The sequence below is a fragment of the Pantoea sp. B566 genome, assembly GCF_024793925.1.
In the GTDB taxonomy this organism is placed as follows: Bacteria; Pseudomonadota; Gammaproteobacteria; order Enterobacterales; family Enterobacteriaceae; genus Pantoea; species Pantoea ananatis.
Map to the genome: position 1 here is coordinate 2,652,936 of NZ_JANUQL010000003.1, position 25,135 is coordinate 2,678,070.

General features: G+C 52.8%; 29 protein-coding genes. 15 read left to right on the forward strand and 14 right to left on the reverse strand.

The window, feature by feature from the left end; translation table 11 throughout:
- The first annotated feature begins 144 nt into the window (after positions 1-144).
- The 5 genes from cytR to rraA all read left to right on the forward strand — a co-directional run bounded on the left by cytR (position 145) and on the right by rraA (position 4,900).
- Positions 145-1,182 (forward strand): DNA-binding transcriptional regulator CytR, encoded by a 1,038-nt coding sequence (gene cytR, locus NYE92_RS14125; RefSeq protein WP_014604768.1) that lies wholly within the window; start codon positions 145-147, stop codon positions 1,180-1,182.
- Positions 1,183-1,335: 153 nt separating this feature from the next.
- On the forward strand, positions 1,336-2,286 hold the full coding sequence (gene ftsN, locus NYE92_RS14130; RefSeq protein ID WP_105077799.1) for a cell division protein FtsN: 951 nt from the start codon (positions 1,336-1,338) through the stop codon (positions 2,284-2,286).
- Between the two features lie 88 nt (positions 2,287-2,374).
- Entirely contained in the window at positions 2,375-2,905 is a 531-nt protein-coding gene (gene hslV, locus NYE92_RS14135; RefSeq protein WP_024471414.1) for an ATP-dependent protease subunit HslV, read from the forward strand.
- A gap of 10 nt (positions 2,906-2,915) precedes the next feature.
- Positions 2,916-4,253 carry an HslU--HslV peptidase ATPase subunit gene (hslU, locus tag NYE92_RS14140; RefSeq protein WP_013027692.1) on the forward strand — a complete coding sequence of 446 codons (1,338 nt, stop codon included), beginning with the start codon at positions 2,916-2,918 and terminating at the stop codon, positions 4,251-4,253.
- 161 nt (positions 4,254-4,414) lie between these two features.
- Positions 4,415-4,900: a ribonuclease E activity regulator RraA gene (gene rraA, locus NYE92_RS14145; protein WP_013027693.1), complete on the forward strand. Its 486-nt coding sequence runs from the start codon at positions 4,415-4,417 to the stop codon at positions 4,898-4,900.
- Between the two features lie 53 nt (positions 4,901-4,953).
- Here rraA and zapB read toward each other — a convergent pair whose 3' ends face one another.
- Positions 4,954-5,193 (reverse strand): cell division protein ZapB, encoded by a 240-nt coding sequence (zapB, locus tag NYE92_RS14150; RefSeq protein ID WP_014594885.1) that lies wholly within the window; start codon positions 5,191-5,193, stop codon positions 4,954-4,956.
- Between the two features lie 417 nt (positions 5,194-5,610).
- On the opposite strand from zapB, the gene NYE92_RS14155 reads away from it, so the two are divergent.
- From NYE92_RS14155 to glpX, 3 genes are all read left to right on the forward strand, one after another.
- The gene (locus tag NYE92_RS14155) at positions 5,611-6,459 is read left to right on the forward strand and encodes an MIP/aquaporin family protein (protein ID WP_013027695.1); all 849 of its coding nucleotides are present in this window, start codon (positions 5,611-5,613) and stop codon (positions 6,457-6,459) included.
- Between the two features lie 30 nt (positions 6,460-6,489).
- Positions 6,490-8,001 carry a glycerol kinase GlpK gene (glpK, locus tag NYE92_RS14160; RefSeq protein ID WP_014594886.1) on the forward strand — a complete coding sequence of 504 codons (1,512 nt, stop codon included), beginning with the start codon at positions 6,490-6,492 and terminating at the stop codon, positions 7,999-8,001.
- A gap of 94 nt (positions 8,002-8,095) precedes the next feature.
- Positions 8,096-9,106 carry a class II fructose-bisphosphatase gene (glpX, locus tag NYE92_RS14165; RefSeq protein ID WP_022622374.1) on the forward strand — a complete coding sequence of 337 codons (1,011 nt, stop codon included), beginning with the start codon at positions 8,096-8,098 and terminating at the stop codon, positions 9,104-9,106.
- Here the strand turns inward: glpX and emrD are convergent.
- Positions 9,096-10,289 carry a multidrug efflux MFS transporter EmrD gene (gene emrD / locus NYE92_RS14170; protein WP_019105403.1) on the reverse strand — a complete coding sequence of 398 codons (1,194 nt, stop codon included), beginning with the start codon at positions 10,287-10,289 and terminating at the stop codon, positions 9,096-9,098. The genes glpX and emrD overlap by 11 nt on opposite strands.
- 271 nt (positions 10,290-10,560) lie before the next feature.
- Here emrD and fpr point away from each other — a divergent pair, with 271 nt between their 5' ends.
- Complete coding sequence (fpr, locus tag NYE92_RS14175) at positions 10,561-11,307, forward strand: ferredoxin--NADP(+) reductase (RefSeq protein WP_013027699.1); 747 nt, start codon at positions 10,561-10,563, stop codon at positions 11,305-11,307.
- On the opposite strand, the gene NYE92_RS14180 is transcribed toward fpr, so the two are convergent.
- Complete coding sequence (locus tag NYE92_RS14180; protein WP_013027700.1) at positions 11,298-11,732, reverse strand: DUF805 domain-containing protein; 435 nt, start codon at positions 11,730-11,732, stop codon at positions 11,298-11,300. The two genes, fpr and NYE92_RS14180, sit on opposite strands and share 10 nt — an antisense overlap.
- A gap of 97 nt (positions 11,733-11,829) precedes the next feature.
- On the opposite strand from NYE92_RS14180, the gene NYE92_RS14185 reads away from it, so the two are divergent.
- Entirely contained in the window at positions 11,830-12,420 is a 591-nt protein-coding gene (locus NYE92_RS14185; protein ID WP_014604764.1) for a DUF1454 family protein, read from the forward strand.
- A 120-nt stretch (positions 12,421-12,540) separates the two neighbouring features.
- Positions 12,541-13,308: a triose-phosphate isomerase gene (tpiA, locus tag NYE92_RS14190; RefSeq protein WP_029570786.1), complete on the forward strand. Its 768-nt coding sequence runs from the start codon at positions 12,541-12,543 to the stop codon at positions 13,306-13,308.
- 31 nt (positions 13,309-13,339) lie between these two features.
- On the opposite strand, the gene NYE92_RS14195 is transcribed toward tpiA, so the two are convergent.
- From NYE92_RS14195 to NYE92_RS14215, 5 genes are all read right to left on the reverse strand, one after another.
- Positions 13,340-14,113 (reverse strand): CDP-diacylglycerol diphosphatase, encoded by a 774-nt coding sequence (locus NYE92_RS14195; protein ID WP_041458036.1) that lies wholly within the window; start codon positions 14,111-14,113, stop codon positions 13,340-13,342.
- 108 nt (positions 14,114-14,221) lie between these two features.
- Positions 14,222-15,211 carry a sulfate ABC transporter substrate-binding protein gene (locus NYE92_RS14200; protein ID WP_015699313.1) on the reverse strand — a complete coding sequence of 330 codons (990 nt, stop codon included), beginning with the start codon at positions 15,209-15,211 and terminating at the stop codon, positions 14,222-14,224.
- A 146-nt stretch (positions 15,212-15,357) separates the two neighbouring features.
- Entirely contained in the window at positions 15,358-16,320 is a 963-nt protein-coding gene (pfkA, locus tag NYE92_RS14205) for a 6-phosphofructokinase (protein WP_006121288.1), read from the reverse strand.
- A gap of 206 nt (positions 16,321-16,526) precedes the next feature.
- Complete coding sequence (fieF, locus tag NYE92_RS14210) at positions 16,527-17,429, reverse strand: CDF family cation-efflux transporter FieF (protein WP_014604761.1); 903 nt, start codon at positions 17,427-17,429, stop codon at positions 16,527-16,529.
- Positions 17,430-17,663: 234 nt separating this feature from the next.
- Positions 17,664-17,828: a KGG domain-containing protein gene (locus NYE92_RS14215; RefSeq protein WP_013027707.1), complete on the reverse strand. Its 165-nt coding sequence runs from the start codon at positions 17,826-17,828 to the stop codon at positions 17,664-17,666.
- A 384-nt stretch (positions 17,829-18,212) separates the two neighbouring features.
- Between NYE92_RS14215 and NYE92_RS14220 the strand changes: the two genes are divergently transcribed.
- Positions 18,213-18,470: a hypothetical protein gene (locus NYE92_RS14220; protein ID WP_028715915.1), complete on the forward strand. Its 258-nt coding sequence runs from the start codon at positions 18,213-18,215 to the stop codon at positions 18,468-18,470.
- Between the two features lie 184 nt (positions 18,471-18,654).
- On the opposite strand, the gene cpxP is transcribed toward NYE92_RS14220, so the two are convergent.
- Positions 18,655-19,164: a cell-envelope stress modulator CpxP gene (cpxP, locus tag NYE92_RS14225; protein ID WP_028715916.1), complete on the reverse strand. Its 510-nt coding sequence runs from the start codon at positions 19,162-19,164 to the stop codon at positions 18,655-18,657.
- A gap of 148 nt (positions 19,165-19,312) precedes the next feature.
- On the opposite strand from cpxP, the gene cpxR reads away from it, so the two are divergent.
- From cpxR to trmL, 3 genes are read left to right on the forward strand one after another with little or no spacing between them, the layout of a single operon-like run.
- On the forward strand, positions 19,313-20,011 hold the full coding sequence (gene cpxR / locus NYE92_RS14230) for an envelope stress response regulator transcription factor CpxR (protein WP_014604760.1): 699 nt from the start codon (positions 19,313-19,315) through the stop codon (positions 20,009-20,011).
- The gene (gene cpxA / locus NYE92_RS14235; protein ID WP_013027711.1) at positions 20,008-21,387 is read left to right on the forward strand and encodes an envelope stress sensor histidine kinase CpxA; all 1,380 of its coding nucleotides are present in this window, start codon (positions 20,008-20,010) and stop codon (positions 21,385-21,387) included. The genes cpxR and cpxA overlap by 4 nt, the downstream gene beginning before the upstream one ends.
- 35 nt (positions 21,388-21,422) lie before the next feature.
- Positions 21,423-21,896: a tRNA (uridine(34)/cytosine(34)/5-carboxymethylaminomethyluridine(34)-2'-O)-methyltransferase TrmL gene (gene trmL / locus NYE92_RS14240; protein ID WP_013027712.1), complete on the forward strand. Its 474-nt coding sequence runs from the start codon at positions 21,423-21,425 to the stop codon at positions 21,894-21,896.
- Here the strand turns inward: trmL and cysE are convergent.
- From cysE to NYE92_RS14265, 5 genes are all read right to left on the reverse strand, one after another.
- A complete protein-coding gene (cysE, locus tag NYE92_RS14245; protein ID WP_013027713.1) occupies positions 21,893-22,714 on the reverse strand; it encodes a serine O-acetyltransferase in 822 nt (273 codons plus the stop codon). The genes trmL and cysE overlap by 4 nt on opposite strands.
- Positions 22,715-22,780: 66 nt before the next feature.
- Positions 22,781-23,797 (reverse strand): NAD(P)H-dependent glycerol-3-phosphate dehydrogenase, encoded by a 1,017-nt coding sequence (gene gpsA, locus NYE92_RS14250; RefSeq protein ID WP_013027714.1) that lies wholly within the window; start codon positions 23,795-23,797, stop codon positions 22,781-22,783.
- Positions 23,797-24,267, reverse strand: coding sequence for a protein-export chaperone SecB (gene secB, locus NYE92_RS14255; RefSeq protein WP_013027715.1), 471 nt, complete (start codon positions 24,265-24,267; stop codon positions 23,797-23,799). The genes gpsA and secB overlap by 1 nt, the downstream gene beginning before the upstream one ends.
- 36 nt (positions 24,268-24,303) lie before the next feature.
- A complete protein-coding gene (gene grxC, locus NYE92_RS14260; RefSeq protein WP_013027716.1) occupies positions 24,304-24,558 on the reverse strand; it encodes a glutaredoxin 3 in 255 nt (84 codons plus the stop codon).
- A 16-nt stretch (positions 24,559-24,574) separates the two neighbouring features.
- Entirely contained in the window at positions 24,575-25,006 is a 432-nt protein-coding gene (locus tag NYE92_RS14265; protein ID WP_013027717.1) for a rhodanese-like domain-containing protein, read from the reverse strand.
- Positions 25,007-25,135 lie beyond the last annotated feature (129 nt).

The window sequence follows — 25,135 nt, forward strand, 5'->3', positions numbered from 1 at the left end:
GGATCGAAAAACGTCGCATAAGTCACAATTTTTATGCAAATTAAGTAACGGCCCGGCATCGCAATCGATAACAATGGTGCCTGGCCTGTTTTTACCTCAGACAATACGAACGTTGAATGCGCGATTACGCATCAGGAGCATGTGTTGGATCAGAATCAACCGTCGGCTGCCGCCACGATGAAAGACGTCGCAGAAAAAGCCGGCGTCTCGACCGCTACCGTGTCGCGTGCACTCATGAATCCGGAAAAAGTCTCTTCGGCCACGCGTCAGAAAGTCGAACAGGCCGTGGCTGACGTCGGCTATGCCGCCCAGAGCATGTCCCGCCATGCCAGGCGCAATGACACGCAGACGCTGCTGCTGATCGTCCCCAATATCTGCGATCCCTTCTTCAGTGAAATTATCCGTGGCGTTGAAGTCGCCGCCTCAAAGGCTGGTTATCTGGTGCTTATCGGCGACTGCGCACACCAAAAACCGCAGGAGTGGACGTTTTTAAACCTGATGCTGACCCGGCAGATCGATGGCATCGTGCTGCTGGGCGCCCAGTTACCCTTTGATGTGAGTCCTGAAGAGCAGCGCAATCTTCCGCCGATGGTGATGGCGATTGAGTTCTCGCCAGAAATGTCGTTGCCCACCGTCAATATCGATAACCTGACGGCCTCGTTTGTCGCGGTCAATCACCTGCTGCAGTTGGGTCATAAACGCATTGCCTGCCTGACCGGACCGGAAGACGTTGCACTGTGCCAGTACCGCCTTCAGGGTTATGTGCAGGCCTTACGTCGCAGCGGCATCAGCGTGGATCCCACTTATATCGTTCGGGGTGACTTCACCTTTGAATCCGGCGTTGATGCCATAAATCAGCTATTGGCTTTACCACAGCCGCCACGAGCCCTGTTTTGTCATAGCGATATCATGGCCATCGGCGCTATTAGCCAGGCAAAACGATTGGGCCTGCGCATACCGGAAGACCTGTCGGTTGTGGGGTTCGACGATATCGAACTCTCGCGTTACTGCGAGCCGCCGCTCACCACGGTGAAACAGCCCTGTTTTGAGATAGGTTGCGAAGCCGTGCGGCTGTTACTGAATGAATTACAGGGTAATAGCATTCATAACGGTTCAACGCTGCTGGATGCCGAACTGGTGGTGCGTGGTAGCACAACTTTGGCAAAAAAGGATGAGAGATAAGCGAAAAGTTCCGCTATTTTCAGGGGATTCTTAGGGCTATCATTGCTGGTCAAAGTTCCGGCCCTTAAGTAACATGGCGGGCTCCTTGCCGGGCGTGTGGTAACAACGGATTCGCCTACGTGGCATCATATTTTCAAGGGTATCAGGACGAGAGTGGCACAAAAAGATTATGTAGGCCGCGGGCGTTCAACAGGGACGCGTCGCAAGAAAAGCCCAAGCCGTGGCAAAAAAACAAAAAGCGGTTCAGGCACCTCTAAATTAATGATTGTACTGGCGGTTGCTGTATTGGTGACCTTTGCCGGTGGTTTATGGTTCCTGGCGCACCACAAGAAAGAAGACGTGCCGGTTATTACGGATCATAAAGCCAACGGGAATGGCTTACCGCCAAAGCCTGAAGAACGCTGGAAATACATCAAAGAGCTGGAAAACCGTCAGGTCACTGTGCCGACCCCAAGCGAGCCTACCTCCGGTGGCGAAGTGCAGTCACATACGCAACTGACCGATGAGCAACGCCAGCTGCTTGAGCAAATGCAGGCGGATATGCGTCAGCAACCCACCCAATTAAATGAAGTGCCGTGGAACGAGCAGACGCCAGCTCAACGCCAGCAAACGCTGCAGCATCAGCAGCAGGTACAGCAACTTCAGCGACAGCAACAGCTCCAGCAACAGCAACAGCAATTGCAGTCGCAGCAACGTCAGCAGCAGGCACAACAGCAGCAGCAACGTCAGCAACAAATACAGCAGCAGCGTCAGGAGCAGCATACTCAGCAACAGCAGAGTGTGCAGCAGACACAACCCGCGCCTGTTACGCGTGAACCTACTGCTCAGCCTAAAACACAGGACACCGCCAAAGCGAAACCGGCTGAAAAAGCAGCCTCGCAACGCTGGATGGTTCAGTGTGGTTCGTTTAAGGGAACAGAGCAGGCTGAATCAGTGCGCGCCGCGCTGGCGTTTGAAGGGTTTGAAAGCCGTCTGACCTCCGGCGGCGGATGGAATCGTGTCGTGGTAGGGCCCTTCAAAGACCGCGCCAGCGCAGACAGCACGCTGAAACGTCTGCGCGCTTCAGGACATTCCGGCTGCATCCCGCTCGCCGTTGGGGGTTGAAACCCGTCAAATCTGCCCCATATCTGTCTGCATGATCCTCCGCGCCCTGGGCGCGGAGCTTTTTTCCGACAGTAAAAGGGGTCTGCCCGTGACAACAATAGTAAGTGTTCGACGCAACGGCCAGGTAGTGATTGGCGGCGATGGCCAGGCTACGCTCGGTAATACCGTAATGAAAGGCAACGTCAAAAAAGTGCGTCGTCTTTACAACGATAAAGTGATTGCTGGCTTTGCTGGCGGCACTGCAGATGCCTTTACCCTGTTTGAACTCTTCGAACGCAAACTTGAAATGCATCAGGGCCATTTGGTGAAAGCGGCCGTTGAGCTGGCGAAAGACTGGCGCACCGACAGAATGTTACGCCGCCTGGAAGCGCTACTGGCGGTGGCGGACGAATCGGCATCGCTGATCATCAGCGGTAATGGTGACGTCATCCAGCCTGAAAACGACCTTATTGCTATCGGTTCTGGCGGTCCCTATGCCCAGGCCGCTGCCCGTGCCCTGTTAGAAAATTCTGAATTAGGTGCGCGCGACATCGTTGAGAAATCGCTGAATATCGCTGGCGATATTTGCATCTACACCAACCACAACGTTAATTTCGAAGAATTAACGTCCAAGTCGTAAGGATCTAAACATGTCTGAGATGACTCCACGCGAAATCGTCAGCGAGCTGAACCGCTTTATTATTGGCCAGGACAGCGCTAAGCGCGCCGTGGCTATTGCCCTGCGTAACCGCTGGCGCCGTATGCAGCTTGACGAAGAGCTGCGTCACGAAGTGACCCCTAAAAATATTCTCATGATCGGCCCAACCGGTGTGGGTAAAACAGAAATTGCTCGCCGTCTGGCAAAACTGGCCAACGCGCCGTTCATCAAAGTTGAAGCCACCAAGTTTACCGAAGTGGGCTATGTCGGCAAAGAAGTCGACTCCATTATTCGTGACCTGACGGACTCCGCGATCAAAATGGTGCGCAGCCAGGCCATTGAGAAGAACAAATATCGCGCAGAAGAAATGGCGGAAGAGCGCATTCTTGATGTGCTTATCCCACCGGCGAAAAATAACTGGGGACAGGCTGAACAAACCAGCGAGCCTTCATCTGCACGTCAGTCTTTCCGCAAGAAGCTGCGTGAAGGCCAGCTCGACGATAAAGAAATTGAGATCGATTTAGCCGCAACAGGCCCTGGCGTTGAAATCATGGCACCGCCGGGCATGGAAGAGATGACCAGCCAGCTGCAGTCCATGTTCCAGAACCTGGGCGGGCAGAAACAGAAACCGCGCAAGCTGAAAATCAAAGAAGCCTTTAAGCTGTTGATTGAAGAAGAAGCCGCTAAGCTGGTGAATCCGGAAGAGCTGAAGCAGGATGCCATTGATGCGGTAGAACAGCACGGCATCGTGTTCATCGATGAGATAGACAAAATCTGTAAGCGCGGCGGACAAAACGCGGGCGGCCCGGACGTCTCACGCGAAGGCGTTCAGCGCGACCTGCTGCCACTGGTAGAAGGCTGCACCGTGTCGACCAAGCACGGCATGGTCAAGACTGACCATATTCTGTTTATCGCCTCAGGTGCGTTCCAGGTTGCCAGCCCGTCCGATTTGATTCCTGAGCTACAGGGTCGTTTACCGATCCGTGTTGAACTCCAGGCCCTGACGGTGAATGATTTCGAGCGCATCCTGACCGAACCTAATGCTTCAGTCACAGTGCAGTACAAAGCGCTGATGAATACCGAAGGCGTGAACATTCACTTTACTGACGATGGTATTCGTCGCATCGCGGAAGCCGCATGGCAGGTCAACGAAACCACAGAAAACATCGGTGCGCGTCGCTTGCATACCGTGCTGGAACGTCTGATGGAAGATATTTCCTATGATGCCAGCGATCGGAGCGGTGAATCCGTCACCATTGATGCCGAATATGTGGGTAAACATCTGGATGAGCTGGTTGCAGACGAAGACCTGAGCCGCTTCATCCTGTAACGTTCACCTGTCTATGTGCTGTATCAAAGCCCGGCCAGTTTGGCTGGGCTTTTTTCTGCATGCGCTTGATGCGGTACCGGTTTTTTACCGCTGATGATTTTGCCAACAATTGGCATAAAGCGATATACTTAGCGCTCCTGTGGCAAACAGACGAAACCCTTATGAAATACGATACTTCTGAACTCTGCGACATCTACCACGAAGAAGTGAACGTTGTTGAACCGCTTTTCTCAAATTTCGGTGGGCGGACCTCATTCGGCGGTCAGATAACCACAGTGAAATGTTTTGAAGACAACGGGCTGCTTTACGATCTGCTGGAAGAGAACGGTCGTGGCCGCGTGTTGCTGATTGATGGCGGTGGCTCAGTACGCCGCGCTTTAGTTGATGCGCAGCTTGCCCGACTGGCAGCGCAGAATGAGTGGGAAGGCATCGTGGTTTACGGTTCGGTACGTCAGGTAGACGAACTGGAAGAACTGGAAATCGGCATTCAGGCTATCGCCGCTATTCCGGCAGGCGCGGCCGGTGAAGGCATTGGCGAAAGCGATGTGCGCGTGAATTTCGGCGGCGTCACCTTCTTCTCTGGCGACCATCTCTATGCGGATAACACCGGGATGATTTTATCGGAAGATCCGCTCGACATTGAATAATGTCAGCGAACGAAAACGGGTGCCAGGCACCCGTTTTTCGCATTAGTTGAGGCTTATACCTCTTCCATTTTTCCCAACAGCGCACGCAGGCGTTCTTGCCAGACATGCTGCTCCTCTTTCAGATGCTGATTTTCGCGCATCAGTGCTTCATGGTTGCCAGCAGCATTCTGCGCGTCGTGACGCAGGTTGTTGTTCTGCTCTTTCAGCTCTTCAATTTCCATTTGCAGCAGGGTGATAGTATCAATCGCCTGCTGTACTTTTGCTTCCAGTTTCTCAAACACTTCAAATGACATCTTTCTGACCTCTCCTAAAATCTTGCAAGGCGTTGATGATGCCAGCTTTCGCACACAAGGCGTTTACCAGCAACGTTGTCCCGATTGTATGTAGCCTCATCACGCAAGTCCAGCAACGCGGGCCTGCAGACCGCCGTCAGTAACATTTTTCAGCCTATCCCTAAAATGTTCCTTTCCCACCTTTTTGCCTGGCGAAGCCGGTATCACGCGGAGGAAAACGGCCCGAATGGCGCTTAAGGAAAATCAAAACACGCGAAAACGCGCATTTTTTTGACACACTACACAAAAATCGATTTCGCTATTTCTCGTTTATGCTCGTTAACGATAAATTAACAACAGCCCTACATCAAAGATGGGTGACTCACGGAATGAGAACAAAAACTGATAAAATTTAACCTCGCTTCAGGAACAACTATCATGAGTCAGACTACAACCACACTCAAAGGTCAGTGTATTGCCGAATTTCTGGGTACCGGTTTGATCCTGTTTTTTGGCGCGGGTTGCGTTGCCGCGCTTAAGCTGGCTGGTGCCACTTTTGGCCAATGGGAAATCTGTATCGTCTGGGGGCTGGCCGTTTCTATGGCGGTCTACCTCAGCGCAGGTGTGTCAGGTGCCCATCTCAACCCGGCAGTGACTGTCGCACTCTGCCTGTTCGCCAATTTCGAAGGCCGTAAAGTCCTTCCTTATATTCTGTCTCAGGTGGCCGGTGCTTTCTGTGGCGCGGCGCTGGTCTACGGACTTTACTACAGCTTGTTTATCAATTTCGAACAAAGTCATAACATGGTACGGGGTTCAGTTGAAAGCCTGAGCCTGGCGGGCATTTTTTCTACCTACCCGAATCCGCAAATTAGCGTAGGTCAGGCCTTCCTGGTTGAAATGGTGATCACTGCAGTTCTGATGTCCGTAATTATGGCACTGACCGACGATGGCAATGGCGTCCCGCGTGGCCCGATGGCACCGCTGCTGATTGGCCTGCTGGTTGCCGTTATTGGTGGCTCTATGGGCCCATTGACCGGCTTTGCCCTGAACCCGGCACGTGACTTCGGACCGAAAGTCTTCGAGTGGCTGGCTGGCTGGGGCACCGTTGCCTTCACTGGCGGTCATCAGATTCCGTATTTCCTTGTGCCAATTTTTGGCCCACTGGTCGGTGCTTGCCTGGGAGCCTTTGGTTATCGCGCCCTGATTGGCCGCCATTTACCCGGTGCGGTGATTTCCCCACCGACCAGTGACAAACCGATTGCGTCCGCGCATGAACGTAAAGCGTAAGTTCCACTTTTTATCATCAGGAATGAATTTATGACTACCACCGATAAAAAATACATCGTCGCTCTCGATCAGGGCACAACCAGTTCACGTGCTGTGGTGCTGGATCACGACGCTAACATTGTGGCGGTATCGCAACGCGAATTTACCCAAATCTATCCGAAAGCGGGCTGGGTAGAGCATGACCCAATGGATATCTGGGCATCACAGAGTTCTACGCTGGTTGAAGTGCTGGCACATGCCGATATTCGCTCCGATGAAATCGCGGCGATTGGGATTACTAACCAGCGTGAAACCGCGATCGTCTGGGATAAAGAAACCGGTAAGCCAGTCTATAACGCCATCGTCTGGCAGGATCCCCGTACTGCTGACTACTGTAATAAGCTGAAGAAAGAGGGACTGGAAGAGTATATCCAGCACACCACTGGTCTGGTGATTAACCCTTACTTTTCTGGTACCAAAGTTAAGTGGATCCTGGATAACGTAGAAGGCGCGCGCGAGCGTGCAAAACGTGGCGAACTGCTGTTTGGTACAGTCGACACCTGGCTGGTGTGGAAAATGACCCAGGGGCGCGTGCACATCACCGATTACACCAACGCCTCACGTACCATGCTGTTCAACATCCACAAGCTTGAGTGGGATGAGCGCATGCTGGAAATCCTGGATATCCCGCGTGCGATGCTGCCAGAAGTGAAATCTTCGTCTGAAGTGTATGGTCAGACAAACATTGGTGGTAAAGGCGGTACGCGTATTCCTATCGCGGGTATCGCAGGCGACCAGCAGGCTGCGCTGTATGGTCAGCTGTGCGTTCAGCCGGGTATGGCGAAAAACACCTATGGCACCGGCTGCTTTATGCTGATGAACACCGGTACCGAAGCCGTTACCTCAACGCACGGCCTGCTGACCACTATCGCCTGCGGGCCACGTGGTGAAGTCAACTATGCACTGGAAGGGGCGGTCTTTATCGGCGGCGCGGCCATTCAGTGGTTACGCGATGAGATGAAGCTGATCAGCGATTCGGCTGACTCAGAATACTTCGCGATGAAAGTGAAAGATTCAAACGGTGTATATATGGTTCCTGCCTTTACTGGCCTGGGTGCACCTTACTGGGATCCCTATGCACGTGGCGCGCTGTTCGGCCTGACACGTGGTGCGAATGCGAACCACATCATCCGTGCAACGCTGGAGTCCATCGCTTATCAAACACGTGATGTCCTGGAAGCCATGCAGAATGATGCCAACACGCGCCTGCAGGCTCTGCGTGTGGACGGAGGAGCAGTGGCTAACAACTTCCTGATGCAGTTCCAGTCAGACATTCTTGGTACACGCGTTGAGCGACCTGAAGTACGTGAAGTCACTGCGCTGGGTGCCGCGTACCTGGCAGGTCTGGCGGTAGGTTTCTGGCAGGATCTGGAAGAAGTCCGTGCCAAAGCCGTGATTGAGCGCGAATTCCGTCCAACACTTGAAACCACCGAGCGTAACGTCCGTTATGCCGGCTGGAAGAAAGCTGTCGCGCGCGCGCAAGCGTGGGAAGAACAAGAGTAATCCGCACTGCGCCCGTGACGGAGGACGTCACGGGCCTTTTCCCCGCCTTCTCCCTCCGCTACACTGCCAGCCTGTTTTTTGTCAGGTACATGCAATGAAACGAGAACTTGCCATTGAATTTTCCCGCGTAACTGAGGCTGCCGCACTGGCTGGTTATAAGTGGTTAGGGCGCGGCGATAAAAACGCGGCGGACGGTGCCGCCGTTCATGCCATGCGTCATGTCTTAAATACCATTCAGATCGATGGACAGATAGTGATCGGCGAAGGGGAAATTGACGAAGCCCCTATGCTCTACATCGGCGAAAAAGTGGGCACGGGTCAGGGCGACGCGGTGGATATTGCCGTCGATCCTATTGAAGGTACCCGCATGACGGCCATGGGACAGGCCAATGCGCTTGCCGTGATGGCCGTCGGTGACAAAGGCAGTTTTCTTCATGCGCCTGACATGTATATGGAGAAGCTTATCGTCGGTCCGGCGGCGCGGGGCCATATCAATCTGGATCTCCCGCTTGAGATTAACCTGCGTAATATCGCCATCGCCATGAATAAGCCGTTGTCACAAATCACCGTGTCCATTCTGTCAAAGCCGCGCCATGACGCCGTTATCGAGCAGCTTAAACAGCTGGGCGTAAGACTATTCGCGTTCCCTGATGGCGATGTGGCGGCCTCCATTCTGACCTGTATGCCCGACAGCGAAGTTGACGTGATGTACGGTATCGGCGGCGCGCCTGAAGGCGTGGTATCGGCCGCTGTGATTCGTGCGCTGGACGGTGATATGCAGGGCAGATTACTGGCACGACATCACGTAAAAGGTGACAGCGAAGAGAACCGCAGGATTGGGGAATATGAGCTGAAACGCTGCGCTGGCATGGGGATTGAGGCAGGAAAAGTCCTGCCCCTGCAGGCGATGGCGCGAAACGATAACGTGATCTTTGCCGCCACCGGTATCACCAGTGGTGATCTGCTGAAAGGCATCACCCGTCAGGGCAATATGGCCACCAGTGAAACCCTGTTAATTCGCGGCAAATCACGCACGATTCGCCGCATCCAGTCTGTGCATTACCTGGACCGCAAAGATCCGGTTTTGCATCCCTTTATCCTGTAACAGCCTGATTCTCGCCTGCTGGCTGTCGTGAAAGCGGCAGCCAGCACAGCAACATCACCAGAGCCGTGATAACCATCAGCAGGCCAAGGCTGAACTGATCGCGCTGAGGCATTAACGCCGACAGGGACGCCACCAGCCCGGAACCCAAATTCTGTAACCCCCCAATCAGTGCGCCCGCACTTCCTGCGAGCCAGGCATAGGGCTCCATCGCACCGGATGTGGCCAGGGGAAACAGCATTCCCGCGCCAAAGAAAAACAGCGACGCCGGTATCAATAACGTCCAGATTGTCATGATGCCAAACCAGGCAGGTATCCACATCAACACCGCCGCCAGCAGGCAACTGTTGACGCCAAACCACATCAGGCTATGCCAGGAGCGCTGTTCACGTCCGGCGAACCAGGCACCAAAGAAGGCCGCAGGAATAGGTAAGATAAACAAAATACTGACGGTGAAACTGTTCAGGCCCAGAACGCCACCGAGCAGCACGCCACAGCTGGCCTCAAAGACGGCAATGCCGGCCAGTGCGCCAATCAGCAGCACCAGATAACGGACGAAATTCGCATCACGTAACAGCCGGATATAGCGTTTTAAGAAGGGCGTGACTTCGGCACCGTTTGGGCGCGTCTCCGGTAGCCAGCGCGCCATGGCGACCGTCACCATCAGACACAGCAACAGCAGAAAAGCAAAGCAGGCATGCCAGCCAAACAGCTGCGTTAACAGTGCGCCAATCACCGGTGCCACTAAAGGGCTGGCGAGCACGCCCATATTAAGCCAGCTGTTGGCCTGGCGTAGGGCATGACCGTGATAAAGATCGCGCGGCATGGTTCGCGCCATGACACCGGCCACGCCGGTGCCCGCGCCCTGAATCGCACTGCCCGTGACCAGCATATCCAGCGACGAGGCCATCATGGCGGCAATCGCGCCGATCATAAAGATCGCCATCCCCGCCAGGATCACCGGACGGCGCCCCACGCTGTCAGAGAGCGGACCGTAGATCAGCTGCGATCCGCCGTAGGTGATTAAATAGGCCGCCATGACATGCTGCATCATGCCATTTCGCACCTGAAGTGCATCCGCCATTGCCGCCATGGCGGGCACATAGATGGTCTGAGCCATCTGCCCGACTGCGACCAGTGCAATGAGCATGATCAGCAACGGACGATTTTCTATTTTCTTCATCATCTTTTAACGAAAGGTCTGTATGAACAGGGACGATTAAACAGCACAAATAACGGCTGAAACCCGTTGTGGCAGGAAAATATCAGGATTTCATGACAAAGCGAGTGATTCATAAAAAGTGGCGGGGCAATTCACGTCAATAATTGCAACCAGGATGTAAACTAAATATTACAGTTTGTCGATTAGAGCCTTTGCAGCCTGACGGACTGGTAATCTGCCAGTGCAGTAGAGAAGATGTTTATTCGCCAGACGATTCAACGCTGAAGGAGTAACCATGGCCGAGTGGATCAATGCTCAAGTAAAGGAAGTAAAAAACTGGACTGACGCGCTGTTTAGCTTGCGGGTTAAGGCCCCTATCGCCCCGTTTAGTGCCGGGCAGTACGCCAAGCTGGCACTGGAGATCGAAGGTGAACGAGTGCAACGTGCTTACTCTTACGTCAATGCGCCCAATGACGACCTGCTTGAGTTTTACTTAGTCACCGTACCCGACGGCAAATTGAGTCCACACTTACAGGCGCTGCGCCCCGGTGAGCAGGTCATGATTACCAAAGATGCTGCAGGCTTTTTTATTCTGGATGAAGTCCCGGAATGTCAGACCTTATGGATGCTGGCAACCGGTACGGCAGTGGGGCCTTATTTGTCCATTTTGCAGCAGGGTGAAGGCCTGGATCGCTTTAAACATATCGTACTGGTGCATGCCGCACGTTACGCAGCCGACCTCAGCTTTTTACCGCTAATGCAGCAGCTCCAGCAGATCTATAACGGCAAGCTGCAGGTGATCACGGTCGTCAGTCGTGAAGAAAGTATGGGCTCATTAACCGGACGTGTTCCGGCATTAATCGAAAGTGGTGAGCTGGAGCGGGCGGCCGGATTGACTATTGATGCAGAAACCAGCCATGTGATGGTCTGCGGCAATCCACAGATGGTACGAGATACGCAGCAGCTGTTGAAAGAGACACGCGGCATGCGCAAGCACCTGAAGCGCAAGCCCGGTCATATCACCAGCGAGAATTACTGGTAAGTCGCCCGCTTCAGACGTAAAGGCACCGGTGCGGCACCAAAGCGGTTATCGCCAGCGGTGCCACGAAACAGGCCTAAGTCCAGGATCAGTCCTGCCAGAATGATAAATGGCAGCGCGCGGCCAATAACCCACTGCAGGACAGCGCCGGTCATGCTCCAGTTACCTGCCATCAGCAACCAGGCAGCGATGAGTAACAGCGCCCAGTAACCGCGGCGATCACGATCGTGCAGGCGCTTAACCACGATGGCGCTGGCCGGCCACAATAAACACACGATGCCAAACGCAGCCATTTGCGTATCCACCAGATCGTTACCGGCTAAAAAGAACAGGACGCTGGTTAACAGCAACCAGATTGCCTGCCAGAGCCAGAAATCACGGCGCCCGACGCGACCACGAAACGAAAAAAACCATTGCTGTAATATCATGCATGCTCCCCAGACAAAATTTTACCTGCACGCTTTTGACCTTAGAGGTAAAAACCGTTCTAATTTGATTCCGAGTTTATTGGTCAGGGCCGACAAAATGAAGAATTTGCCAGGCGCACTGTTGCTGAGTCTTGCGCTGACGGTTCCGGTATTTGCTGCCGATCCGCCGCCACTCGACAAGGCCGAACATATGCCTACCGCGCCCTATCTGTTAACAGGCGCTCCCACGCTGGATATGACTATCGGCCAGTTTCGTGAAAAATATAATCTCGCGAACCCTCAACTGCCGCTGCTGGAGTATCGCGCCATTGACTCCCGCGATGAGAAAACCGATCTGACGCGGGCAGCCACCAAGATCAACGAAACGCTTTACTCCTCAACCGCGCTTGAGCCTGGCACAGGTAAAATTAAAACGCTGCAGGTCACCTGGCTTCCGGTTCCGGGCCCGGATCAAAGTGCGTCCCAGGCCAGAGCCATGGATTATATGACCGCAATATTACGTTTTTTTGTGCCGGGACTCACGCCAGAAGAAGGGCGTAAAAAGCTGGAAACATTACTTAAAGCGGGCAAAGGCTCACGATACTACGAGCACGTTGAAGGCGCACTGCGTTTTGTGGTGTCTGATAACGGGGATAAAGGATTAACCTTTGCCATTGAGCCGGTAAAACTTGCGCTGGCTGCGCCCTGATGGACGGGGCAAAAATGACGAAAAGCAAAGCCACGACGTTATTTGATCTCTATACTGTCTGGCAGACAACGTTGCCCCGGGGCAGCGCCATTTCATGTATCGCGTTATGCGGAGGATAGAATGCGACATCCACTGGTTATGGGTAACTGGAAGTTGAATGGCAGCAAGCATATGACAGCCGAACTGATCGACGGTCTGCGCAAAGAACTGTCGGGCGTTGAGGGTTGTGGCATCGCTATTGCACCGCCCGCGCTCTATCTTGATCAGGCTAAACACGCCATCTCCGGTAGCCACATCGCTCTGGGTGCTCAAAACGTTGATGTAAACCTCTCTGGCGCATTTACCGGCGAAGTGTCCGCTGAAATGCTGAAAGATATCGGCGCGAAATACATCATCATTGGTCACTCAGAACGTCGCACTTATCACAAAGAGAGTGACGAGTTCATTGCGAAAAAATATGCCGTGTTGAAAACTGCTGGCCTGGTGCCGGTTCTGTGCATCGGTGAAACTGAAGCGGAAAACGAAGCGGGCAAAACCGAAGAAGTGTGTGCACGCCAGCTTGATGCGGTGCTGACCACTCAGGGTGCAGAAGCGTTCAAAGATGCGATCATCGCTTACGAGCCGGTATGGGCGATCGGTACCGGGAAGTCAGCCACACCTGCTCAGGCGCAGGCAGTTCACAAATTTATTCGTGACCACATTGCCAAAAAAGATGCGGCTATCGCTGAGCAAGTGATTATTCAGTACGGCGGCTCAGTTAACGATAAAAACGCTGCCGAGCTGTTTACTCAGCCGGACATCGACGGTGCCCTGGTTGGCGGCGCGTCGCTGAAAGCCGATGCGTTTGCCGTGATCGTTAAAGCTGCTGCGGCGGCTAAACAACGCTAACCGGCGATTGAGCACAGCATAAGCGGCCTCATCAGGCCGCTTTTTTTATGGGTTGCAGCAGGGCGCAGTCGTGATCCTGCACCTCCTCTGCCGATCCCTTATTCAGCAAAAGCCAGTTGCGCGCTACCGCCATCAGCACCAGACGGCCATCGGGTAAGCTTGCCAGTGCCATACCGTATTTCCCCATCGCATTCTTAGCATCAGGGACTTCAGACGCTAACCGGATAAAGACACTCTGTTGATCCAGTTCCGCCTGACTGAGCACCCGCACAATATAGTGATGGTTCAGAAAGGTAACATCCTTCCACTGCGCATTGAGAGTCGGTGCCAGTCCATCCAGTTGCTGGCGGACATCGGGCCGTAAGCAGGAAATATGAATATGGAGCTGATTCTGAGTTCGGCCGTACTCGGAGTTGATCGCCAGCGACAGCACGGTGTCTTTAATGGGCGAGCCGAATTTCTGCGCCACTACGCCTCTGTCATGCCAGGCAAAGCTGAAAAAATTGGGTGTGGCTGTGCTGAGCAACCGCGGGCTTTCGATGCCGGTTATCTTATCAACGGGAATTAACAGGTATTGCAAGGGACCGTTACGGTCTTTGAGCAGTGTATAACGCTGCTGCAGATCAACTCGCAGGCAAGGCGCAGGTTGCCCGTTATTCTGCTGATTGGGTACGCACTTTTCGCTGACGATCTGCCAAAGCGCATCGGCATTGCCTTTAACATGAAGGGAAGCTATCCCCATTCCTGCCACGACAAGCACCAGCAGAAACGCAATGATGATGAAGGCCCGACGATTTGCCTGCATAGTTACCCTCTCCATACTGAACCAGTCAGCATCCTCGCCTGACAGCGCCGGAATGTCACGCATAAAAAAACCAGCGTTTCCGCTGGTTTAGATTGTGTCAGGCGATCGTTACGGCTTCATGACCTGGTCATAGGTGCCGCCATCCGCGAAGTGGGTTTTTTGTGCCTTAGCCCAACCGCCGAATTTCTCGTCCACAGTAAACAATTTTACAGGGGCAAAGGTGCTGGCAAACTTCTTCGCAACCTCAGCATTGCGCGGACGATAGTAATTCTCGGCTGCAATCGTCTGTCCCTCGGTCGAATAGAGATACTTCAGATAGGCCTCAGCCACTGGGCGCGTTCCCTTCTCATCAACCACTTTATCCACCACGGAAACCGTCGGCTCTGCCAGAATAGACTCGCTTGGAGTAACGATCTCAAACTTGTCTTTGCCCAGCTTATTCACGGCCAGGTACGCCTCATTTTCCCAGGCGATCAGAACATCACCAATGCCGCGCTCAACGAAGGTGTTGGTAGCACCGCGCGCACCGGAATCCTGCACTTCAACATTTTTAAACAGGGCTTTGACATAGCTTAGCGCTTTTGCCTGATCGCCGTTGTTGTGATCCAACGCCCAGCCCCAGGCTGCCAGGTAATTCCAGCGTGCACCACCTGAGGTTTTTGGATTAGGCGTGATGACGGAAACGCCAGGTTTGATCAGATCGTTCCAGTCATGGATCCCTTTTGGATTACCCTTGCGGACCAGGAACACAATCGTGGAAGTGTAAGGTGCCGAGTTATCCGGCAGACGCTTAATCCAGTTCTTATCGATGCGGCCACGTTCAGCAATCGCATCAATATCAGACTGCAGCGCCAGCGTCACGACGTCAGCACGAATGCCGTTTATCACTGATGTGGCCTGCTTGCCTGAGCCGCCATGCGACTGACGGATCACCACATTATCGCCCGTTTCCTGTTTATAGTGCGCACTGAAGGCCTTGTTGTACTGCTCATACAGCTCACGGGTGGGATCGTAAGAAACGTTTAACAGCTGAATATCCTTCGCCAGAACACTGCCTGATGCCAGTAACAAGCTAATACCGATGGCCCATTTATTCATTGCGCACTCTCCCAGTTCATTATGGGACAAGCGTGACATAAACTTTTTCAGAGCTAAAAGAATTAAAAATAAGCGGTTATAACTTTGGGGAATATACGGAAGGTATAAGGGCATGCCTGAAGAGCATGCCCGTTAATGCGGTGAAATCAGTAAAGCTGCTTCGCGGTATCCATCCAGTCACGCTTGAATGGACGCTTCATGTTCTCGATCGCATCAATGATGTCATGGTGCACCATTTTGTCGTTCTGAATACCCACACAGCGGCCACCGTAGCCCTGCATGAGCAGTTCAATGGAATACGCGCCCATGCGGGATGCAAGAATACGATCATATGCGCACGGCGCACCGCCACGCTGAATGTGGCCAAGTACCGTCGCGCGCGTTTCGCGCTTCGTTTCGGTCTCGATAAACCGCGCCAGATCGTCGATATCACAGATATGTTCAGTGATAGCAACAATCGCATGCTTTTTACCTTTCGCGATGCCGGCCTTAATTTCTGCCACCAGCTCTTCACGGGTATAGGGAATTTCTGGCAACACGATAAACTCGCATCCACCAGCGATAGCGGCAGCCAGGGTCAAATCGCCACAGTAACGGCCCATCACTTCAACGATGGAGATGCGCTGGTGTGATGAAGAGGTATCACGCAGGCGGTCAATCGCCTCCACCACCGTTTCCAGTGCAGTAAAGTAGCCAATGGTGTAATCGGTGCCGGCAACATCGTTATCGATCGTGCCTGGCAGGCCGATACAGGGGAACCCCATCTCGGTCAGTCGCTTGGCGCCCATATAGGAACCGTCCCCGCCAATCACGACTAACGCATCAATACCGCGCTTTTTCAGGTTTTCAATGGCCACCTGACGGACATCATCGTTACGAAACTCAGGAAAACGCGCTGAACCCAAAAAAGTGCCACCGCGATTGATCATGTCAGATACGCTGTAACGATCGAGATTGATCATGCGGTCTTCGTACAAACCCTGATAGCCGTCATAGATACCAAAAACTTCCAGCCCTTCACTTAACGCGGAGCGAACCACGCCGCGAATGGCTGCGTTCATGCCTGGGGCGTCACCGCCGCTGGTCAGTACACCAATTTTTTTGATCATGACAACCTCTGGATTGTTCGAAGCTAAGGGTTAATCCGGCCTGTTCAACGCTGATAAACACGATTGTGATGAGCGCAACATATAATGGCAGATAGTATATCAAAGGCCTGCGGCTGAATTGATTCAGGTCAGACAACTTTTCACTAATTTTTTGCAGCAATGTTAAAAACGTGCCGTTTCCATTTTATTAACTTAATTCATCTAAGTTAAAAGTTAAAAGAATCCTGCTTTTCAAACGGTACCACAGAACAGGGATCCTGATGAATAATGACGTCAGAACCGGGAAACGCTTTTCGCAGCGCTTTCTCTACCTGATCGGCAATACGATGAGCCTGGACGAGTGGTAACTGATCTTCGAGCTCAACGTGAAGCTGGATAAACTTTGTCGGGCCGGACTGACGCGTACGCACATCGTGTACGCCCTGTACACCCGGCCAGTTGAGGGAAATCGCAATTATTTGTTGCCGCTCTTCATCGGGTAATGCTCTGTCCAGTAAAGACTGAACGGCTTCATGGCCCATCCGCAGCGCACTAAAAAGAATATAGACGCCAATCCCTAACGCAAACAGTGCATCAGCGCGCGTGAAACCGTAGCTGCTTAATATCAGCGCCACCAGGATAGCTCCGTTCATAAACACATCTGACTGATAGTGCAGCATATCTGCACGAATGGCCTGACTCCGGGTTTTACGCACGACCCAGCGCTGGAAGGTGACCAGTACTAATGTCGAAACCAGCGCTACGACGGTGACAACAATTCCGATGCCCGGCGAGCGCAGTTCGTTAGGGGAAGCGAGATGTTGAATACCCGTAAGAAAGAGGAAAAGGGCTGAACCCGAAATGAACATGCTTTGGGCCAGCGCGGCCAGCGACTCCGCTTTACCATGCCCAAATGTATGATCGTCATCGGCGGGCTGTAAGGAATAACGCACCACCAGCAGGTTGGTCAGCGAGGCGGCAATATCCACCAGGGAATCGACCAGCGCGGCCAGCAGGCTAACCGATCCGGTGTACCACCAGGCAAAAATCTTCACAACCAACAAGACGGAAGCCAGCAGCGTCGCCGCGACTGCCGCAGACTGGATTAACTTTCCGTACGAAGCCTGCATGCCAAACTCCATAGACATATTACTGAAACGTAACGCAGTATGAGAGAAAGGCTAAGTTTAACACTACAGAAGGCGTCGCGCCTGATTGTCTGAACGGCGAAGAAGCGGGATGAAATGGCATTTCTGAAGGGAAAAAAAGTACTTCGCCCCGTCCTCATAGAGAGACGGGGCGAATTGCCTACCTTGGGTAAGCGCCAAATCAACGTGCAGATTTGGTTCAGTGCTTAGCAGCCGTTACTTTTTGCCGCCTTTCTTGCCCGCTTCGGAGGCTTTTTCGGGGTTATTTTTAAAATTACCGCCGCCGCCAGTGCCGCTGCTCTTACCGCCTTTTTTACCGGCTTCAGACGCTTTTTGCGGGTTGTCTGCGAAATTACCTGAACCACCACGATGCTCTGCCATAATTTACTCCGTTAATAGGTTAATTCGGACTACATGATGTGGTTGCTGCTCTCCGTTAATTTCGTAAGTACATCGGCTTCCATGCTGAGACAACTTAAGTGTAGAACTGCGCAATTAGCGTGCAAGCGGAGCGGGATATTTGCAGCTTATTGAAATATAAATAAAAACAAAGCAGGAAGTTAAATAAGTTTTACTTATCATGCATTTAAAAGATGAAAGAAAAGTGAAATATCTTCGATGGAAAAACGCGCAAGAAAAACAGCCCCCTGAAAAACAGGAATAAAACCAACGGTGTTTTATATTTTTTTTAAATACCCGATAAATTGTAAATTCATCGTAAATGATAAATCGCAGAAAAAAACATCATGAGATGAAAAGGGATCTTTGGTTCAAAGTGAGCCCGGAACAATTCTGCAAATTAATGAAACTGGCGAAGCCAGATATACCCAGGCATCAAGCTATGCATATCTTGCGGCATACGTTCAGTCGTTGGTCATGATAGACGGCAGAAATCTCATATCGGTACAGGCGATTTTAGGCCATGCGAGGATTGAGCAAACGGCAGCTTATGCCCATCTTGCACCTAACGATTTGATGGATGCGATTACGCGTAATCCGCTTGAAGGTGGCCTCAATGTGTAGCTAATGTTGTCTACATATTGTCTACACCAGCGGCGCTTATACCTGTCTGCAAATGCTTAGCGTGTTTTTAGGCACGCACTGATTTTAAAGGATTTTTGGATAAGTACCTGATAAAAAAAACCCCCTCATCATGAGGGGGAAGACAGGGATGTGTCTATGGCAAGGAAAACAGGGATACTATTTACTAGTGGTTACTACTGGTACGACTCACGGGTTGCAGCGATGATGCTGGCTGCAGATTCGAAAGCTTGCGTAATGAATTTATACGCCGCTCATAATTCTTTTGTAACGCGGCCTGCTGCTCCGGCGTTAACAGGTGGTACATCTGATTACGAACGCGCGCCATCTCAACCTGCTGCTCTACCTGAACTCTGGCAATGGCTTCTGCCTTACTGCGGATGGCCGCTTCGTTAAAATTATCTGCAGTCACTAAATCATGCATGGCTGCGATATCATCAATATTCGTTGCCGGACGATCGTGTCGGGCTTGCTGCATAAGGTCACGCATCTGCTGCCTTTGATGTTCCGTCAACTCAATGCCGTCGAACATGTGACTTTGCGAATTTTGCGTCATACTGCCTGTCGTAAATTCGCCGTGATGCACATCATCAGGCGCCATCGGCTCTGCTGCTCTTGCGCTGGCGTTACAGAGAACCATCGCTGAGGCAATAACGACGGCGGTTAATTTGCGCATCGTTTACTCCAGTTCGTTCTGTTTTGCGATTCAACGATAGCCAGTGTACGGCGATAGCTGCAAACATCCGTCAGGGGGTGTAAAAGTACGTAAATCGATGGATTGGTATCATGGGAACACGCTATTTTGCCTGCGGAGGGCTACAAAAATGAATAAAATCCTGTTGGTAGATGATGACCGCGAATTAACTTCGCTTTTGAAAGAGCTGTTGGAAATGGAAGGGTTTGAAGTCGTGGTCGCCAGCGATGGTGAACAAGCGTTGAACCTGCTTGATAACTCAATTGATCTGCTTTTACTGGATGTCATGATGCCGAAGAAAAACGGTATCGACACCCTGAAAGAATTACGCCAGCAATATCAGACGCCCGTCATTATGCTTACCGCACGCGGAAGCGAACTGGATCGCGTGCTGGGCCTTGAACTGGGTGCCGATGACTATCTGCCTAAACCCTTTAACGATCGTGAGCTGGTCGCGCGTATTCGCGCTATCCTGCGCCGTTCAAACTGGAGTGAACAGCAGCAACAGCACGATAACAGTTCACCCACGCTGGAAGTTGACTGCCTGCGCCTGAATCCGGGCCGTCAGGAAGCCAGTTTCGACAGCGAGACGCTGGATCTCACCGGAACGGAATTCACCCTGCTTTATCTTCTGGCACAGCATCTTGGGCAGGTTGTCTCTCGCGAGCACCTTAGCCAGGAAGTGCTGGGCAAACGCCTTACGCCTTTTGACCGCGCCATTGACATGCACATCTCTAACCTGCGCCGTAAGCTCCCTGACCGCCGTGACGGACATCCGTGGTTTAAGACATTACGTGGCCGCGGCTATCTGATGGTTTCTGCATCATGATAGGAAGTTTGACTACCCGCATCTTTGCTATTTTCTGGCTGACGCTGGCACTGGTATTGATGCTGGTGCTCATGGTACCCAAGCTTGATTCACGTCAGATGACGTCGCTGATGGAGAGTGAGCAGCGTCAGGGGACGATGATAGAGCAGCACGTTGAAGCGGAGTTAATGCGCGATCCCCCTAACGATTTGATGTGGTGGCGGCGCTTATTTCGCGCGATTGAGAAATGGGCACCGCCCGGTCAGCGCTTGCTGTTAGTCACCAGCGAAGGCCGGGTTATTGGCGCGCAACATAATGAAATGCAGGTTATCCGTAACTTCATCGGTCAGTCAGACAATGCCGATCATCCACAGAAGAAAAAGTATGGTCGCGTCGAAATGGTGGGCCCTTTCGCCGTTCGGGATGGGGAGGATAACTATCAGCTTTACCTGATTCGGCCTGCCAGCAGTTCTCAACTGGACTTTATCAACCTGCTGTTTGACCGGCCTTTGCTACTGCTTATCGTTACCATGCTGATTAGCTCACCGCTTCTGCTCTGGCTGGCGTGGAGCCTGGCGCGTCCTGCACGTAAACTCAAATACGCTGCGGATGAAGTGGCCAGCGGCAACCTGCGTCAACATCCTGAACTGGAATCGGGCCCGCAGGAGTTTCTGGCCGCCGGTTCCAGCTTCAATCAAATGGTGAGTGCGCTGGAGCGCATGATGAACGGTCAGCAACGTCTGCTTTCCGATATCAGCCACGAATTGCGTACGCCGCTGACGAGACTTCAGCTGGCTACCGCCCTGCTGCGTCGCCGTCAGGGTGAAGGCAAAGAGCTGGAGCGCATTGAGATGGAAGCTCAGCGGCTTGACGGCATGATTAATGACCTGTTGGTGCTGTCGAGAACCCAGCATAAGAACGCGCTGGTTAGCGAAGCCATGAAGGCAAACCAGCTCTGGAATGACGTGCTGGAAGACGCCAGGTTTGAAGCGGAACAAATGGGCAAGACGCTGGAGATTCCTTATCCTCCAGGCCCCTGGCCGCTATACGGCAACCCACATGCGCTGGAAAGCGCGCTGGAGAACATCGTCCGTAATGCGTTGCGCTACTCGCACACGCATATCAGCGTCAGTTTCTCCGTGGATATCTCGGGTATTACCGTGCACGTTGATGATGACGGTCCTGGCGTCAGCCCGGAGGATCGCGAGCAGATATTTCGTCCTTTCTACCGCACTGATGAAGCGCGGGACAGGGAATCCGGCGGTACCGGCCTGGGGCTGGCGATTGTGGAAACGGCAATACAGCAACATCGCGGGTGGGTCAAAGCGGATGACAGCCCGCTGGGTGGACTGCGCCTCACTATCTGGCTACCACTTTACTCCTCTGCAAGGCAATAATTTGCTATGCTTCGGCCCTCGTTATCGGGGGCCTTATGCTTAACATCGTATTATTTGAACCAGAAATCCCACCTAACACCGGCAATATTATTCGCCTGTGCGCCAATACCGGTTTTCAGCTCCACCTGATTGAGCCACTGGGCTTTGCCTGGGACGATAAGCGCCTGCGTCGCGCCGGGTTGGACTATCACGAATTTACCGCGATCAAATTTCATGCTGACTATCAGGCTTTCATCGCTACCGAGCAGCCTGAGCGCCTGTTTGCGCTGACCACCAAAGGCACGCCCGCACACAGTGCGGTCAACTATCAGTCTGGGGATTATTTGCTGTTTGGACCGGAAAGCCGCGGGTTACCCGCAGAGATATTACAGGCTCTGCCCGCAGCGCAAAAAATCCGCATTCCGATGATGGCGGAAAGCCGTAGCATGAACCTGTCCAACGCGGTATCGGTAGTGGTTTACGAAGCGTGGCGCCAACTCGACTATGCTGGCGCACTGATTAAATCTTAAATACCATCGCCAAACTGGAAGCCTGCACCGTTACCGTTAAAGTGTTGATCCATATCCATTGACGGCTTTTCACTGCCGGGCTTGCCGACGATGCGCGCAGGAACCCCGGCGGCGGTGGTATGTGGCGGGATAGATTGCAACACCACGGAGCCGGCACCAATCTTGGCACCACGGCCTACCTCGATATTACCGAGGATTTTCGCACCCGCGCCAATCATCACCCCTTCACGAATTTTCGGATGGCGGTCGCCGCTGGTTTTTCCGGTGCCGCCAAGTGTTACTGACTGCAGGATTGATACATCATTTTCCACAACGGCGGTTTCACCGATCACAATCCCGGTGGCATGATCCAGCATGATCCCATGACCAATTTTGGCAGCCGGGTGAATATCAACCGCAAAGGAGACTGAGACTTCGTTTTGCAGATAAACGGCCAGAGCGCGTCGGCCTTCATTCCACAGCCAGTGCCCGATACGATGCGCCTGAAGCGCATGAAAGCCTTTCAGATAAAGCAGCGGCGTGGAGTATTTATCAACCGCAGGATCGCGCAGGCGAACCGCCTGAATATCACAAGCAGCAGACGCAATCATTGAGGGATCTTCACGGTATGCTTCTTCTACCACTTCACGAATAGCGATAGCAGGCATGATCGGATTCGCCAGCTTATTGGCCAGCATATAGCTAAGAGCACTGCCAAGATTCTCATGCTTAAGCAATGTCGCATGGTAAAAGCTGGCCAGCATCGGCTCGCAGTCTGCCAGCGCGCGTGCTTCCGCCTTGATATTGTCCCAGACCAGTTCTAACTCATCAGACGACATGCTGTTTTCTCCCGATAAAAAAGCGCCTTGATCGGCGCTGCAGGTGATGATGCCTGGCTTCCTGCTTTAGTTTGTACTGTTTTCGTCCTTCCTCGAACGCCCCAGCAGGCTTAATGCTGCATCTCGTGCCGGTTTTCCGCAATAGAGCACCTGATAAATCTGCTCCGTAATGGGCATTTCAACCCCGACACGTGCAGCCAGCGCTTTGACTTCTTTCGTATTTCTGTAACCTTCTACAACTTGTCCGATAATGCGTTGTGCGCCATCGACCTCTTCACCCTGCCCCAACATCATGCCAAAGCGGCGGTTACGCGACTGATTATCGGTACAGGTCAGCACCAGATCGCCCAGGCCTGCCATCCCCATAAACGTCGTGGGATCGGCACCCAACGCTGCGCCAAGACGGCTCATCTCTGCCAGTCCACGGGTGATTAATGCCGTTCGTGCATTCGCGCCAAATCCGATACCGTCCGATATCCCAGCACCAATCGCGATCACATTTTTAACCGCGCCACCCAGCTGAACCCCGATAAAATCGGGATTGTTATACACGCGGAAACTTTTGCCGCAGTGCAACCGCGTTTGCAAATCATCCGCAAACTGCGTATCGGTTGCCGCCAGCGCAATCGCCGTAGGTAAACCCGCGGCCAGTTCTTTCGCGAAGGTTGGGCCAGATATCACCGCCAGCGGAATGGCCTCACCCAGGATTTCCCGGGCGACGTCCTGCAGCAAACGACCGGTTTCTTTTTCCAGCCCTTTCGTCGCCCAGACGATACGCGAGTCCTCACGTAAGCCAGGTTTGATCTGCGTCAGCACTTCGCCAAAGACGTGGCTGGGTACGACCACCAGTAGATCGCGGCTGGCCGCAATGGCCCTGGCGAGATCGGGTTCAATCGTCAGATTATCGGGAAAGGGAACATCAGGCAGGAAAGCGAGATTGCAGCGGTCTGACTGCAGCTGTGCCATGTGGGCGGGATTATGGCCCCACAACAACACGGGATGGCCATTACGGGCCAGCGTAATCGCCAAAGCGGTGCCGTACGAACCGGCACCGATGACGCTAATCGAAGCGTGAGTAGTCATCAGGCATCCTGATGTTGCGCGGCACCTTCTTCGCCTTGCTGCTGCTGCAGATAGTTCATAAACAGCGCATCAAAGTTCACCGGCGCGAGGTTAAGCTGCGGGAACGTACCACGAGAAACCAGACTGGTGATGCATTCACGGGCATAAGGGAACAGAATATTCGGGCAGTAAGCGCCCAGGCAATGCGCCATCTGAGTGCCGTCGATACCGCCGATGGTGAAAATGCCCGCCTGCTGCACTTCACACAGGAAAGCGGTATCTTCGCCAACGGTCGCGGTTACAGTCACACGCAGCACCACTTCATACACTTCATCAGCCAGCTGCGAAGAAGCCGTGTCCAGATCCAGCTTAACGTCTGGTTCCCACTCTTTCTGAAACACTTGTGGCGCGTTCGGCGCTTCAAAAGAAATGTCTTTCGTGTAAACGCGCTGAATCTGAAATTGCATTTCGTTGGTGTTATGTTCTGACATGTGACTAAGTCCTGTAAGTTAATATGTCTGGCGTAATTACGCCTGAAGTAACGGATCTAAACCTGCACGATCGTTGAGCGCCATCAGATCGTCGCAGCCGCCAATATGCTGACCGTCGATAAAGATCTGCGGCACGGTAGTCCGGCCACTGCGCTTAATCATCTCTTCGCGTTTTGCCATGTCCCCATCAATGGGAATCTCCTGAAACGCCACGCCTTTTTGACTCAGCAGCGCTTTTGCCCGGTGGCAATAAGGACAGGTTGCTTTGATGTAAATTTCAACATTTGCCATAGGGACCTCAGGATGATTATTTACCGCGAACCAACGGCAGATTTTCGCCGCTCCAACCACTGATACCGTCTTTCAGAACGGCAACCTGGGTAAATCCAGCCGCGCTCAGATGGGCAGCAGGATCTGCCGCGCTTTGTCCGGTTGCGCATACAACAATTATGGGCTGTGCTTTATGCTTTTCCAACTCGCCTAAACTGCCTTTCTTGATATCTGCTGCAGCCACATTTATCGCGCCCGAAATGTGCCCCTTGCGGTAATCATCACGCGAACGCACGTCTACCACTACCGCGTCCTCTTTGTTAATGAGTCGGGTTGCTTCGCCTCGACTGATAGTTTTTACTTTAGAGAACATTCCTTTAACGGTAGTCACAATCACCAGTACGAGTAAGACGACCCATGCCAGACTCAGGATGGGGTGATTGCTTGCAAACTGCATAATTTCTTGCATGAGGGGTAACGACTCCAGACCGGGCTAATAAGCTAAAACAAGGCTTCTGAGTATACCTGCGCCACTTCGCATGTACAGACGCTAAGCGGACAGAGTGACGATTTGTGCGTCATTTTCCAAAAAAATTGG

Coding starts and splice junctions, on each gene's coding strand:
- NYE92_RS14185 (WP_014604764.1), top strand. CDS start 11,830: ATGAAGAATTTGCCAGGCGCACTGTTGCTGAGTCTTGCGCTGACGGTT.
- NYE92_RS14200 (WP_015699313.1), bottom strand. CDS start 15,211: ATGAATAAATGGGCCATCGGTATTAGCTTGTTACTGGCATCAGGCAGT.
- pfkA (WP_006121288.1), bottom strand. CDS start 16,320: ATGATCAAAAAAATTGGTGTACTGACCAGCGGCGGTGACGCCCCAGGC.
- cpxA (WP_013027711.1), top strand. CDS start 20,008: ATGATAGGAAGTTTGACTACCCGCATCTTTGCTATTTTCTGGCTGACG.
- glpK (WP_014594886.1), top strand. CDS start 6,490: ATGACTACCACCGATAAAAAATACATCGTCGCTCTCGATCAGGGCACA.
- NYE92_RS14195 (WP_041458036.1), bottom strand. CDS start 14,113: ATGCAGGCAAATCGTCGGGCCTTCATCATCATTGCGTTTCTGCTGGTG.
- NYE92_RS14180 (WP_013027700.1), bottom strand. CDS start 11,732: ATGATATTACAGCAATGGTTTTTTTCGTTTCGTGGTCGCGTCGGGCGC.
- NYE92_RS14155 (WP_013027695.1), top strand. CDS start 5,611: ATGAGTCAGACTACAACCACACTCAAAGGTCAGTGTATTGCCGAATTT.
- gpsA (WP_013027714.1), bottom strand. CDS start 23,797: ATGACTACTCACGCTTCGATTAGCGTCATCGGTGCCGGTTCGTACGGC.
- grxC (WP_013027716.1), bottom strand. CDS start 24,558: ATGGCAAATGTTGAAATTTACATCAAAGCAACCTGTCCTTATTGCCAC.
- hslU (WP_013027692.1), top strand. CDS start 2,916: ATGTCTGAGATGACTCCACGCGAAATCGTCAGCGAGCTGAACCGCTTT.
- trmL (WP_013027712.1), top strand. CDS start 21,423: ATGCTTAACATCGTATTATTTGAACCAGAAATCCCACCTAACACCGGC.
- fpr (WP_013027699.1), top strand. CDS start 10,561: ATGGCCGAGTGGATCAATGCTCAAGTAAAGGAAGTAAAAAACTGGACT.
- rraA (WP_013027693.1), top strand. CDS start 4,415: ATGAAATACGATACTTCTGAACTCTGCGACATCTACCACGAAGAAGTG.
- cysE (WP_013027713.1), bottom strand. CDS start 22,714: ATGTCGTCTGATGAGTTAGAACTGGTCTGGGACAATATCAAGGCGGAA.
- tpiA (WP_029570786.1), top strand. CDS start 12,541: ATGCGACATCCACTGGTTATGGGTAACTGGAAGTTGAATGGCAGCAAG.
- cpxP (WP_028715916.1), bottom strand. CDS start 19,164: ATGCGCAAATTAACCGCCGTCGTTATTGCCTCAGCGATGGTTCTCTGT.
- emrD (WP_019105403.1), bottom strand. CDS start 10,289: ATGATGAAGAAAATAGAAAATCGTCCGTTGCTGATCATGCTCATTGCA.
- cpxR (WP_014604760.1), top strand. CDS start 19,313: ATGAATAAAATCCTGTTGGTAGATGATGACCGCGAATTAACTTCGCTT.
- NYE92_RS14265 (WP_013027717.1), bottom strand. CDS start 25,006: ATGCAAGAAATTATGCAGTTTGCAAGCAATCACCCCATCCTGAGTCTG.
- fieF (WP_014604761.1), bottom strand. CDS start 17,429: ATGCAGGCTTCGTACGGAAAGTTAATCCAGTCTGCGGCAGTCGCGGCG.
- zapB (WP_014594885.1), bottom strand. CDS start 5,193: ATGTCATTTGAAGTGTTTGAGAAACTGGAAGCAAAAGTACAGCAGGCG.
- secB (WP_013027715.1), bottom strand. CDS start 24,267: ATGTCAGAACATAACACCAACGAAATGCAATTTCAGATTCAGCGCGTT.
- glpX (WP_022622374.1), top strand. CDS start 8,096: ATGAAACGAGAACTTGCCATTGAATTTTCCCGCGTAACTGAGGCTGCC.
- NYE92_RS14215 (WP_013027707.1), bottom strand. CDS start 17,828: ATGGCAGAGCATCGTGGTGGTTCAGGTAATTTCGCAGACAACCCGCAA.